This window comes from Klebsiella sp. PK01 (genome assembly GCF_057624675.1).
Genome location: NZ_JBYEZM010000006.1, coordinates 68077 through 81306 on the forward strand (window position 1 = coordinate 68077; position 13230 = coordinate 81306).

The following is a 13230-nucleotide window of genomic DNA, read 5'->3' on the forward strand; positions in this document are numbered from 1 at the left end:
ATATTTTTCTCAAGATATTATTTTTATGCGGGATGCTATTATTGAATGGATTCATTAAGCGATTACCTGGTCAATTTTAAATTATTTATAAAACATTGCATGTTGTTTTTATAAAAATCTGACGGCGCTAATTTTGAATTCCATTCTTTAATATACCTGCATCAAGCAATTGACGGATTGATTGTCGTTTACAATGGATATGGGAATTCATATGAAAATCAGTAAGAAATATGTGTTCAGCGCGCTGGCAATTTCTGCCTCCTGCATGCTGTCGACCTATGCGCAAGCTGCATCGAATACGATTACTTTCAACGGTACCGTTTCTGATACCACCTGTACCGCAACAATTGATGGGGGGGTGACGTCTATCGAAATGGGTACCACTTCAGTGGCGGATTTGAAAGCGAATACCTATGGTGCTGCGAAGAATTTTTCATTTTCCCTGGCTAACTGTCCTGCTACTGAAGAGGGTGGCAACGCTATCGCCCGCGTTACCTTCGGTGGCGAGGCAGATGCTGCGAACAGTGATTACTTCAAAAACCAGGCCTCAACTTCTGCAGCTTCTGGCGTTGCGGTCGCCATCTTTGATAACGCAGGTAATTTGCTGAAAAATAATGAAGAAGGCGCCGATGTGGATATTTCATCAGGGGCTGCGACTATTCCATTTACCGTGAAAATGGTCAAGTCAGGCGCTTCTGATCCAACGAAAGGGGCAGTTAAAACGACCGTGACTTATAACGTGACTTACTATTAATTAATTTTATATGGAGAAAGGGGAGCGGTATGTAGATTCCCCTTTATTATGGGTATATGAGATATCGTTTATTTTTTATTAGCTTATTGCTAACCCTTTCGAATGCGCAAGCGAGCGTAGTGGTCGGCGCGACTCGGGTGATATTTGATGGCGCCAAAGAGAGTACGGTAGTGGCTGTTGATAATAAAGATAATACCACTAATATTGTCCAGTCCTGGCTTTCTGTCGTTGATACCTCATCACCTGAAAAAGACTCATTTATTATAACGCCACCGCTATTTCGTTTAAATTCTGGTGAGAAAGGTTTTGTCCGGATAGTGCGTTCTGGGAAGCCATTACCAACCAGTCGGGAGTCCATGCTTTGGCTAAATGTTAAAGGCATACCCGCAATGGATAATGTGCCCGATAAGAACACGGTGCAGTTCGCTATTAATTCTAAAATTAAACTTATTTATCGTCCCAAAGAGCTGCAGGGACAAATCCCAGAAAATTATGCTGCTAAATTACAATGGCGTCACGATAGCAACTTTTATAGCGTAACAAATAATTCACCGTTATATATGAATTTTTCACAAATAAAGATTAACGGCAAGAATGTATCTGGAATATGGTTCGCAGCACCATTTTCTACGTTAAAGATACCGGCAAAAGATGTTTTATCCTCTGCGAGGAACAAAGAAATCACATGGAGCGTGATTAATGATTATGGTATGGCAGGGAAAAAATATTCCGCAATCATACAGTAGCGTTACTTTATTTCATACTCCAGGGTATATCGGAGTAGCATTCTTGCTATACGCCACTACCCTAAGTTCTGGTGCGCAGGCCGGAGAATACTTCAACCCGCATTTACTGGAAGTGACTGAAAGTAGCGCTACCGCCGTGGACTTATCCTGGTTATCTCAGGATACGATTCCACCCGGTAGCTATAATCTGGATATTTATATTAATGATAAATATATATCTACCGAGGTGATTGAATTTAAAGAAAACACGGATAAACAAGAGACCAGGGTTCAACCCTGCATTGGCGTTGGACTGCTAAAATCATGGTCAATTAATACCGAGCGCTATCCGCAGCTTGCGGATATGGCAACGCAGTGCGCCTCTCTGTCAGCGATCCCTGGTCTTGAATACTCAGTGTCGTTGTCGCAGCAGCGCCTGGTACTTTCCGTGCCCCAGGCGGCGCTGCTCAATCGCCCAGGAGACTATGTTCCGGAAGAGCAGTGGCAACAAGGAATCAACGCGGGTTTGCTTAACTATAGTTTGTCGGGGCAATGGAATACGCCGCGGCATGGCGGTAGCGCCACCGAAAGCCAGTTTGCGAGTTTGCAGCCTGGTATAAATCTGGGACCGTGGCGTCTTCGCAACTATAGCACGTTTGATCACGGCGATGACGGTAGTCACTGGCAATCGGTGTATAGCTATCTGGCGCGCGATATCCATATCCTGAAAAGCCAATTCATTTTGGGTAATACCTATACCTCGTCGGGTATTTATGACAGCATAAATTTTACTGGCCTGCAGTTGGGCTCGGATAAGGAAATGCTGCCAGACAGCCTTCATGGTTTTGCGCCAACGATCAAAGGCATCGCGCGTACTACCGCCGAGGTCACTGTTTATCAGAATGGCTACAGTATCTATAAAACAACGGTTGCTCCCGGGGCTTTCGAGATTAAGGATCTTTATTCAACCGGGAGCGCCGGCGATCTCAACGTTAATATTAAAGAGTCCGACGGTAGCGAGCAAAATTTTGTCGTGCCTTATGCCTCGTTGGCTATTTTGCAACGCGAGGGGCAGTTGGACTATGCCTTTAGTAGCGGAAAAACGCGTGCCTCCAGTTCCGGTGATAAAGAATATAATTTTGTCCAGTCGACGGTGGCATACGGCGTTTCAAGTAATATTACGTTATATGCGGGACTACAGCAGGCTGAAGATAAATATACTAATATATTAATGGGTTCTGGTTTTAATTTAGGGAGCATTGGTGCGTTGTCGTTTGATGCTTCTCAATCATTGGTCAATATTAAGCAAAACGAAGCCCGCTCTACGTTATCGCAAAAAAAGGGACAATCCTTACGCCTGCGTTTTAGTAAAAGCTTTTTGCAGACGGGAACTAATTTTTCGGTGGCGGGTTATCGCTATTCTACTGCGGGATATTATTCCTTTCAGGATTTTATCGATAAGACCTCAGATGACCAGGATTGTTGTACATTAACTGGTCGGAAAAAAGGGCGCTTTGATGCCTCAATATCGCAATCGCTGTTTGGGTATGGTTCTCTGTCGCTTTCCTTAGTGAATGAAACTTACTGGGATAGTTCGCGAATGGATTCATTGGGCATTGGCTATAGCGGTTCGCTGGGAAAAGTTTCTTATTTCATTAACTATTCATATAACCGTAACGTACAAAGTAGTGAAAGTCATGGAGAGACGAAACCTGGCAGCGATACTATTGTGTCGTTAACGCTGTCTATACCGATAGGCGAAAGGCTCTCGTCTAATTACAGCATGAGTTCTGGCCGTGCAAGCGACACCACCCACAGCATAGGATTGAACGGCATGATGCTGGCGGATCGCTCGCTTAGCTGGAATGTTCAGCAAGGTTATAACGCCAGTAATAAAAGCGCTTCCGGAAATATTGGCGTGGATTATCAGAGTTCCAAAGGGGATATTTCCGCCGGCTACGGCTATGACCATTATAGCAATCACTATAACTATTCATTACGCGGAGGCATGATCGCCCATGCGGGCGGACTCACCTTTTCCCGATTCCTCGGTGAGAGTTCCGCTCTGATTGAAACACCCGGTGTGAGCGATGTGGCGGTCCGCGGACAAACCAATGTCACAACCGATTCCTCAGGTTACGCTATCGTGCCATATATTCGGCCATATCATGTCAATAGCCTGTCATTAGATGAACAGCAGATTACGGGTGCGGAGGTTGATAATGTGGTGAGAAACGTGGTACCGACGCGTAACGCGATAGTCAGAGTGCAATACGATACCTATATTGGAGCGAAGGCCATGGTCACTTTAAAGACGGCGACCGGCGTCGCGCCATTTGGCGCTATTGTGACTTTAGAAAAACAGCCGCAACGGCGCCAGGATATTCGCGGCAATATTGTTGGTGATGACGGGCAGGTTTATATGACGGGTCTTCAGCAAAAAGGAACCATGCTGGTGAAATGGGGCGAGGGGCGCAATGAACAATGCCGTGCAGATTATGATTTGACCGTGAAGGAAAAAAATCAGGAGATTATTTTCTATCAAGCACTGTGTCATTAACTTAAATGGTTGCTCAAAGGAATGAGGTTTGAATATGGGTGATGTTAAATGTATCGGCGGTATCTTAATCTGTTTATTTGGCTATTTAATCTGTGCGCTTTTTGTTATTTCGACGCCAGCATTGGCCTATGAGGATTCAAGCACGATCAATTTTAACGTTTCTGGCAATATTGAGGAACCATCCTGTGACGTTGCAATAAAACCCTCTGCCACCATTGATTTAGGCACGGTGTCGTATCAAACGTTAACCGGTAAAGCAGGATCCAGTGGGGAAAGCACGCCGGTCAAGCTTGAGTTTAGCAACTGCTCCGCGGGAACCTCTACGGTCACCTTATCCTTCAGTGGCTCCTATTTTGATGATACCCATACTTCAATTTATAAAAATAATCAAACCGGTAGCGATGGCGCCAGCGGCGTTGGGATGCAGCTCCTTAGTCAGGCGGATAACGAGTCGTTAGGGCCAAACGATCGGTATGTTTATACGTTTGATGATAGTGCTGGCTCTCATACATTTAACATGATCGCCAGAATGTATTCACCCTACGGAAAAATTAGTGCTGGCATTGTGGGGTTTACCGTAACCTTTGATGTCACCTATAAATAGTCAGATATACAAGGAACGGTATGAATAAATATTTATTAATGTTGCTGCTGATTTTCCCTGTGTTGAGTTGGGCTTGTGAGGGGGTGAATTCTGGCGATGTATCGATGACTAATTTGCCTGAGAAGATTTTACTTAGTGCCGGGAATTACTCGGCCGGAACAGTATTATATGACTCAGGTAAGATAACTCGTTCGCAGGCCGCGCTACTCAACTGTCAAGGTGATATATATGCTAACTTTCAGTGGGCATCAAATAACACCGGAAATTTAATCGGCGATAATATCTATGCCACCTCGTTACAAGGCGTAGGGTTGAGAGTCAAAGTTTGGTTAAACGTTACCGGCGAATATGATGGTGATAGCGACGATTTCAATAGCGATTATCAGCAGCATTTTATTGGTGATGTTAATTACTACCTTGGCAAACCTTCCGGCTTACTGGATTATTATGCTTCAACCAATTACTCACCGGCTTACCAGCTACAGCTGGTGGCGACCGGCGGCCCAATAGCGACAAATAGTAAATTGTCGTTGAACGATCCGGTGGCGACGGTCTCTGCGAAAGACAGTTCAGGTACTATCGTAATTTCCCAGCTGCATATTAGCGGCACCACGACTATTCAGCTCACCCCGATGGGTTGCATGGTCAGTAGCTCAGGATTGAATTTCGCGATGGGGACGGTAAGCGCTTCGGCATTCAATTCCGCGGGGAAAGCCGGCTCTGCAACTCAATCGGTGACGCTCTCCTGTGAGCCGGGGACTAACGTTGTAATGCGGGTGACGGCTGCGGAAGCGAGCGGCGATAACCCGAACCATACGGTGATGGCCTTAACTGCGGATGGTAATGCTGCCACCGGCGTTGGCGTACAGCTTAATCTGAAGGACAATGCGCTGCCGCTGAATACGGATATCAGCTTATATTCTTCAAGCCGCACGACGGTGACCAATAACGGCGCGGATGCTGGCTATACCATTTTTACCAATCCTGATTTCCCCGGCGGCGCATATGCTATGCAGTCGCTCATGTTTACCACCAATTATTACAAAACAGCGGAGACGGTGACGGCGGGATCGGCAAATGCGAGCGGGGTGATAACCTTTACCTATAACTAAAATATAGCCTCTTCCTCAGCGCGAGGAAGAGGCCGATACCATTAGTGCGCCTGGCCGCGTTCGATACCGATACCGGTTTGTGAACGGATAAACTGGGCGCGGAACTGCTCGCGCTCGCGCATCCCTTCTGCGGAGTTATCGGTAATCGAGAATAGCCAGATGCCGATGAACGCGATGGCGATGGAGAATAGCGCCGGGTATTCATACGGGAAGACGGCTTTCTCGTGACCGAGGATCTGTACCCAAATGGTCGGGCCAAGGATCATTAAAATTACCGCGGTCAGCAGGCCGAGCCAGCCGCCGATCATCGCGCCGCGGGTGGTCAGCTTCGACCAGTACATCGACAGCAGGATAATCGGGAAGTTACAGCTGGCGGCGATAGAGAACGCCAGGCCGACCATGAAGGCGATATTCTGGTTTTCGAACAAAATCCCCAGCAGAATCGCTACCACGCCGAGGATCAGCACGGTAATTTTCGATACCTTCAGCTCCTGACGTTCGGTCGCGCCTTTGCGGAACACGTTAGCGTAAAGATCGTGAGAGACCGCCGATGCCCCCGCCAGCGTCAGTCCGGCGACCACCGCCAGAATCGTGGCGAACGCCACCGCCGAGATAAAGCCGAGGAACAGGTTACCGCCGACGGCATCCGCCAGATGCACCGCCGCCATGTTGTTGCCGCCGATGAGCTGTCCTGCCGCATCTTTAAACGCCGGATTCGCCCCCACCAGCATGATCGCGCCGAAGCCGATGATAAAGGTCAGGATATAGAAGTAACCCATAAAACCGGTGGCGTAGAACACGCTCTTACGCGCTTCTTTGGCGTCGCTGACGGTGAAGAAACGCATCAGAATATGGGGCAGGCCCGCGGTACCGAACATCAAGCCGAGACCGAGCGATAGCGCCGATATCGGGTCTTTCACTAGCCCGCCGGGGCTCATGATCGCCACCCCTTTCGGGTGCACCGCCATCGCTTCAGTGAACAGATTATTGAAGCTGAAACCAACGTGCTTCATCACCATAAAGGCCATAAAGCTGGCGCCGAACAGTAGCAGGACCGCTTTGATAATCTGCACCCAGGTGGTGGCGAGCATGCCGCCAAACAGCACGTACAACACCATCAGCACGCCGACAAGCACCACCGCAACGTGGTAGTTGAGGCCGAACAGCAACTGGATGAGTTTGCCGGCGCCAACCATCTGCGCAATCAGATACAGCGCCACCACCACCAGCGAACCGCAGGCGGAGAGAGTGCGAATCGGCCCCTGCTTCAGGCGATAAGAGGCTACGTCGGCAAAGGTGTAGCGACCGAGGTTACGCAGGCGTTCGGCGATCAGGAACAGGATAATCGGCCAGCCGACAAGGAAGCCGAGCGAGTAGATCAAACCGTCGTAGCCGGAAGTGTACACCAGCGCGGAAATGCCGAGAAACGAGGCCGCGGACATAAAGTCGCCGGCGATCGCCAGACCGTTCTGGAAACCGGTGATATTGCCGCCCGCGGTGTAGTAATCGCTGCGCGAACGCACGCGTTTTGACGCCCAGTAAGTGATATACAGCGTCAGGGCGACGAAAATCACGAACATGATAATCGCCTGCCAGTTGGTCGGCTGACGCTGCACCGCGCCGGTAATGGCATCGGCGGCGTTGGCGGCGAAAGGGAGCGTGGCGGCAAGCGCCGTCAGGACTTTTTTCATGATGCTTGCACCTCGCTAATCACGCTTTTGGTCAACTTGTCGTATTCGCCGTTTGCCCGCCAGACGTAAATGCCGGTCAGAACGAAGGAGATGATAATGACGCCGATACCAATAGGGATGCCGCGGGTGACGCTGGTGCCTTCATGCAGCGGCGTCCCAAGCCAGCCGGGCGCGAAGGCGATAAGCAAAATAAAGCCTACGTAAATGACCAACATAATGACTGACAGAATGGCGGCAAACCGTTGCCGTGATGCAACTAACTCCCTGAAATGCGCACTATTTTCTATCCGCTGACAAATTTGTTCATTCATCTTAGCGTCTCCAGAGGTAACCCTTATGTCATCCATCGGCTATCCGTCGGCAACAGTGACCCGCCCGACGTTATTACGTCGAGTAGCCGCTGGTTTACCGCTTTCCTGCTGAACAGAATCCTTGGGGGGGGTTTATGTTTTTAACCTCTCCCTCCAGAGAGGGAGAGGGGGGTAGGTATCGTGTTAAGAAGGCATCGCAATGGCCTGCTTCTCTTCGAGCAGTTTGTCCACTACGCCCGGATCGGCCAGCGTCGAGGTATCCCCGAGATTACTGGTATCGCCAGCGGCAATCTTACGCAGAATACGGCGCATGATTTTGCCGGAGCGGGTTTTCGGCAACGAGTCGGTCCAGTGCAGTACATCCGGCGTCGCCAGCGGGCCAATCTCTTTGCGCACCCAGTTACGTACTTCGGCATACAGTTCCGGCGTCGGCTCTTCGCCGTGATTCAGCGTCACGTAAGCGTAGATGGCCTGGCCTTTGATATTATGCGGAATACCAACCACCGCCGCTTCGGCGATTTTCGGATGCGAGACCAGCGCGGATTCAATTTCCGCGGTGCCCAGACGGTGGCCGGAGACGTTCAGTACGTCATCGACGCGACCGGTGATCCAGTAGTAACCATCTTCGTCGCGACGGGCGCCGTCGCCGCTAAAGTACATATTTTTAAAGGTTGAGAAATAGGTCTGCTCGAAGCGCTCATGATCGCCAAACAGGGTACGCGCCTGGCCAGGCCAGGAGTCGGCAATCGCCAGATTGCCCTCGGTCGCGCCTTCCAGCGGCGTCCCTTCGTTGTCCACCAGTACCGGCTGGACGCCAAAGAATGGACGCGTGGCGGAACCGGCTTTCAGTTCGGTGGCGCCCGGCAGCGGGGTTATCATGAAGCCGCCGGTTTCGGTCTGCCACCAGGTGTCCATCACCGGGCACTTCTCGTTGCCGATCTTCTTCCAGTACCACTCCCAGGCTTCCGGGTTAATCGGCTCGCCGACCGAGCCGAGAATGCGCAGTGAAGAACGATCGGTACCTTCGATAGCTTTGTCGCCTTCCGCCATCAGCGCGCGGATCGCCGTCGGCGCGGTGTAGAGAATATTGACCTGATGTTTGTCCACCACCTGGCACATGCGCGCCGGGGTCGGCCAGTTTGGCACGCCTTCAAACATCAGCGTGGTGGCGCCGCAGGCCAGCGGGCCGTACAGTAGGTAGCTGTGACCGGTGACCCAGCCCACATCGGCGGTGCACCAGTAGATATCGCCCGGATGGTAATCAAAGACGTATTTGAAGGTGGTCGCCGCATACACCAGGTAGCCGCCGGTGGTGTGCAGTACGCCTTTCGGCTTGCCGGTCGAACCGGAGGTATAGAGGATAAAGAGCGGGTCTTCGGCGTTCATTTCCACCGCTTCATGCTGGTCATCCGCTTTTTCAATCAGATCGCTCCACCACAGATCGCGACCTTCCTGCCAGTCGATTTTGCCGCCGGTGCGCTTGAGGACCACCACGTGCTCGATGCTGGTGACGTGCGGATTTTTCAGCGCATCGTCGACGTTTTTCTTCAGCGGGATGGCGCGACCGGCGCGTAATCCTTCGTCAGAGGTGATCACCAGGCGAGCGCTGGAGTCGATAATGCGTCCGGCAACCGCTTCCGGCGAAAAGCCGCCGAAGATTACCGAGTGGATGGCGCCGATGCGCGCGCAGGCCAGCATGGCCACGGCGGCTTCCGGCACCATCGGCATATAGATAGCAACGACATCGCCTTTTTTAATGCCCAGATCGAGCAATACGTTGGCAAAACGGCAAACATCGCGATGGAGCTGGCGATAAGTGATGTTTTTACTCTGGCTGGCGTCGTCGCCTTCCCAGATAATCGCGGTCTGGTCGCCGCGCTCGTGCAGGTGGCGGTCGAGACAGTTGGCCGCGAGGTTCAGGGTGCCATCTTCATACCATTTGATGGAGATGTTTCCCGGCGCGAAAGAGGTATTTTTTACCTGCGTATAGGGCTTAATCCAGTCGAGGATTTTGCCCTGCTCGCCCCAGAAGGCATCTGGGTTGGTGATGGATTGTTGGTAGTTCACCTGGTACTGTTGCGGATTCATCAGGCAATGTTCCGCAATCTCTGCGGGAATAGGGTGTTTATGTATTTGGCTCATGGCTTTTTTTCTCCTTTAACTTGTTAAATATATGTCAAATAACCGTTAAGAATAGGGGCTTTATGAGCTTTGTTTACTATTTGGGGGGCAGATCACGCATTGATTAAACTGAATGAAATTCAATCAAATGAAACTTTGAAATGAAATAATTCATTTGCTGTATTTATAGAAACTGAATGTGTTAAATATTTTTTATAACAAATACTTATGCAATGTAATGCGCTGAAATGGGCGGATTTATGCAGAAAACCAGAGGAAAGCGCTGTTCTTAAAGGCTTGCGCAGCATGCCGTGCAAATGATACTGATATTGCGCGTTAAATAACCCCATAAAGCAACGCAACACAATTCATACCCCTTTCAGTGGGTGCCATTACCTCCCGGAATGGTGCCTTTCATTGAGGAAGTCAGTAGTGATGAAAAAAACAAAAGTCAGCCTGGCCTGGCAGATTTTGCTAGCCCTGGTGCTTGGCATACTTCTGGGCAGCTACCTGCATTACCACGCCGAAAGCCGTGATTGGTTAATCTCAAACCTCCTGACCCCGGCGGGCGATATCTTTATCCACCTGATTAAAATGATTGTCGTTCCGATTGTCATCTCGACGCTGGTGGTGGGCATTGCGGGCGTAGGCGACGCTAAGCAACTGGGCCGCATCGGCGCCAAGACCATCATCTATTTTGAAGTGATCACCACGGTGGCGATTGTACTGGGGATCACCCTGGCGAACGTCTTCCAGCCGGGCAGCGGCATTGATATGTCGCAGCTGGCGGCGGTCGATATCTCGAAATATCAGAACACCACCGCGGAAGTGCAGAGTCACGCGCATGGCCTGATGGGAACCATCCTGTCGCTGGTGCCGACCAACATCGTTGCCTCGATGGCGAAAGGCGATATGTTGCCGATTATCTTCTTCTCGGTGCTGTTCGGCCTGGGGCTTTCTTCCCTGCCGTCTACTCACCGCGAGCCGCTGGTGACCGTGTTCCGCTCTATCTCCGAAACCATGTTTAAAGTGACGCACATGGTAATGCGCTATGCGCCGGTCGGGGTCTTTGCCCTGATCTCGGTGACCGTCGCCACCTTCGGCTTCGCTTCGCTGTGGCCGCTGGCTAAGCTGGTTATCCTGGTTTACTTCGCGATTCTGTTCTTCGCGCTAGTGGTGCTGGGTATCGTGGCGCGGGTATGTGGGCTGAGCATCTGGATCCTGATTCGTATCCTCAAAGACGAGCTGATTCTGGCTTACTCCACCGCGAGCTCCGAGAGCGTACTGCCGCGTATCATTGAGAAAATGGAAGCCTACGGCGCGCCGGCCTCAATCACTAGTTTTGTGGTGCCGACCGGCTACTCCTTTAACCTCGATGGTTCGACGCTATATCAAAGCATCGCGGCGATCTTCATCGCCCAGCTGTACGGTATCGAACTCTCCCTGTGGCAGGAAATCACTCTCGTGTTGACGCTGATGGTGACCTCAAAAGGCATCGCGGGCGTACCGGGCGTCTCCTTCGTGGTGCTGCTGGCGACCCTGGGTAGCGTGGGGATCCCGCTGGAAGGGCTGGCGTTTATTGCCGGCGTCGACCGTATCCTCGATATGGCGCGTACCGCGCTGAACGTGGTCGGCAACGCGCTGGCGGTGCTGGTTATCGCCAAGTGGGAACACAAGTTTGACCGTAAGAAAGCGCTGGCGTATGAACGCGAAGTGCTGGGCAAGTTTGATAAAACCGCCCAATAAGATGTCAGAGCCCGGCCATTCGCGCCGGGCTTTTTTTAGCCTTTGGTTATCCTGTCGAACTCTTCACATCCGGTATCAAACCCCTCCTGACAGCTGACGTTAAGCCAGTGCAGCGCTTTTTGCGGGTTTGGTTCGATAAAACCTTTCTCTCCCTGCTGGAACATCATCCCTGCCCAGTATTCGGCATAGCCGGTGCGTGAAAGCGCCGAGCTGCCTTTGAAGTACTGCGCGGCCTTGAGGTCATCTTCCGGCGGCAGCACGCCGCTGGCGTAGATAAGCCCCAGCAGCATCTGCGCATCGACGGCGGAGTCGCTCTCTTCATCTTTGGCCGCATCCTGCAGCAGTCTGATGGCGTGCGCATAATCGGTGGGTCCGGCCTGCTGATTGACCAGCACCCGGGCGAGGATAATCTCGCCGGCCTTGCTGCCGGCCTGCACGGATTTTTCCGCTAGCTGTCGCGCCTGTTGATAGTCGGCCTGCTGCGGGTTACGGATTTTAAGCTGAGCCAGCAGCGCCATTGCGTCGCCATCGCCCTGCGCCGCCGCTTTCTGCGCCCAGTATTCGGCCTGTTGGTAGTTGCCGGAGCTAACCCAGGTATCCGCCAGATAAAACTGCGCGCGCGGGTCGCCGGCTTCGGCCTGCTGTTGGTATTGGCTGCCCGGATCCGCAGCGTCTGCGGCGAAGCTTGTCAGCGCCAGCAGTAAATAGAGGTATTTCATTTTTTTATTATCAGTAAGGAAGACCCCCGCAGTATAAAGGGCGACGGAAAAGAAGAAAATGGCGGGAATTAGCGGGGTGAATACCCGGATAGCGGCGCACAGCGCCTTATCCGGGCTACGGTTCGGTAGTCGGTCGGTAGCCCCGGTAAGCGTAAGCGCCACCGGGGAGGGTTCCCGGATAGCGGCGCATGGCGCCTTATCCGGGCTACGGTTCGGTAGTCGGTTGGTAGCCCCGGTAAGCGTAAGCGCCACCGGGGAGGGTTCCCGGATAGCGGCACATGGCGCCTTATCCGGGTTACGGTTCGGTAGTCGGTCGGTAGCCCCGGTAAGCGTAAGCGCTACCGGGGAGGGTTCCCGGATAGCGGCGTATAGCGCCTTATCCGGGCGACGGTTCGGTAGTCGGTCGGTAGCCCCGGTAAGCGTAAGCGCTACCGGGGAGGGTTCCCGGGTAGCGGCGCACAGCGCCTTATCCGGGCTACGGTTCGGTAGTCGGTTGGTCGCCCCGGTAAGCGTAAGCGCCACCGGGGAGGGTTCCCGGATGGCGGCGCATGGCGCCTTATCCGGGCTACGGTTCGGTAGTCGGTTGGTAGCCCCGGTAAGCGTAAGCGCCACCGGGGAGGGTTCCCGGATAGCGGCGCATAGCGCCTTATCCGGGCTACGGTTCGGTAGTCGGTTAGTAGCCCCGGTAAGCGTAAGCGCCACCGGCGGAGGATTCCCGGATAGCGGCACATGGCGCCTTATCCGGGTTACGGTTCGGTAGTCGGTCGGTAGCCCCGGTAAGCGTAAGCGCTACCGGGGAGGGTTCCCGGGTAGCGGCGCACAGCGCCTTATCCGGGCTACGGTTCGGTAGTCGGTTAGTAGCCCCGGTAAGCGTAAGCGCTACCGGG

Annotated in this window: 10 protein-coding genes; 6 read left to right on the forward strand and 4 right to left on the reverse strand. The window is 52.2% G+C overall.

Annotation, left to right across the window (positions count from 1 at the left end; translation table 11 throughout):
- Positions 1-193: 193 nt before the first annotated feature.
- From AC22LX_RS19140 to AC22LX_RS19160, 5 genes are read left to right on the forward strand one after another with little or no spacing between them, the layout of a single operon-like run.
- Complete coding sequence (locus tag AC22LX_RS19140) at positions 194-754, forward strand: fimbrial protein (protein WP_161801914.1); 561 nt, start codon at positions 194-196, stop codon at positions 752-754.
- A gap of 56 nt (positions 755-810) precedes the next feature.
- Positions 811-1500, forward strand: coding sequence for a fimbrial assembly chaperone (locus tag AC22LX_RS19145; protein ID WP_045398160.1), 690 nt, complete (start codon positions 811-813; stop codon positions 1498-1500).
- Entirely contained in the window at positions 1454-4039 is a 2586-nt protein-coding gene (locus tag AC22LX_RS19150; protein WP_045398157.1) for a fimbria/pilus outer membrane usher protein, read from the forward strand. Before AC22LX_RS19145 ends, AC22LX_RS19150 begins: the two co-directional genes overlap by 47 nt.
- A 34-nt stretch (positions 4040-4073) precedes the next feature.
- On the forward strand, positions 4074-4643 hold the full coding sequence (locus AC22LX_RS19155; RefSeq protein WP_045398154.1) for a fimbrial protein: 570 nt from the start codon (positions 4074-4076) through the stop codon (positions 4641-4643).
- Positions 4644-4663: 20 nt separating this feature from the next.
- Positions 4664-5755, forward strand: coding sequence for a type 1 fimbrial protein (locus AC22LX_RS19160; RefSeq protein WP_487334144.1), 1092 nt, complete (start codon positions 4664-4666; stop codon positions 5753-5755).
- A 41-nt stretch (positions 5756-5796) separates the two neighbouring features.
- Here AC22LX_RS19160 and actP read toward each other — a convergent pair whose 3' ends face one another.
- From actP to acs, 3 genes are all read right to left on the reverse strand, one after another.
- On the reverse strand, positions 5797-7446 hold the full coding sequence (gene actP, locus AC22LX_RS19165) for a cation/acetate symporter ActP (protein WP_213292874.1): 1650 nt from the start codon (positions 7444-7446) through the stop codon (positions 5797-5799).
- On the reverse strand, positions 7443-7757 hold the full coding sequence (locus AC22LX_RS19170) for a DUF485 domain-containing protein (RefSeq protein WP_045398145.1): 315 nt from the start codon (positions 7755-7757) through the stop codon (positions 7443-7445). The genes actP and AC22LX_RS19170 overlap by 4 nt, the downstream gene beginning before the upstream one ends.
- Positions 7758-7940: 183 nt before the next feature.
- Positions 7941-9899, reverse strand: coding sequence for an acetate--CoA ligase (acs, locus tag AC22LX_RS19175; protein ID WP_015704069.1), 1959 nt, complete (start codon positions 9897-9899; stop codon positions 7941-7943).
- 414 nt (positions 9900-10313) lie between these two features.
- Between acs and gltP the strand changes: the two genes are divergently transcribed.
- Positions 10314-11624 carry a glutamate/aspartate:proton symporter GltP gene (gene gltP / locus AC22LX_RS19180; protein WP_047047489.1) on the forward strand — a complete coding sequence of 437 codons (1311 nt, stop codon included), beginning with the start codon at positions 10314-10316 and terminating at the stop codon, positions 11622-11624.
- A 35-nt stretch (positions 11625-11659) separates the two neighbouring features.
- On the opposite strand, the gene AC22LX_RS19185 is transcribed toward gltP, so the two are convergent.
- A complete protein-coding gene (locus AC22LX_RS19185; RefSeq protein WP_026612428.1) occupies positions 11660-12343 on the reverse strand; it encodes a tetratricopeptide repeat protein in 684 nt (227 codons plus the stop codon).
- Positions 12344-13230: the final 887 nt, after the last annotated feature.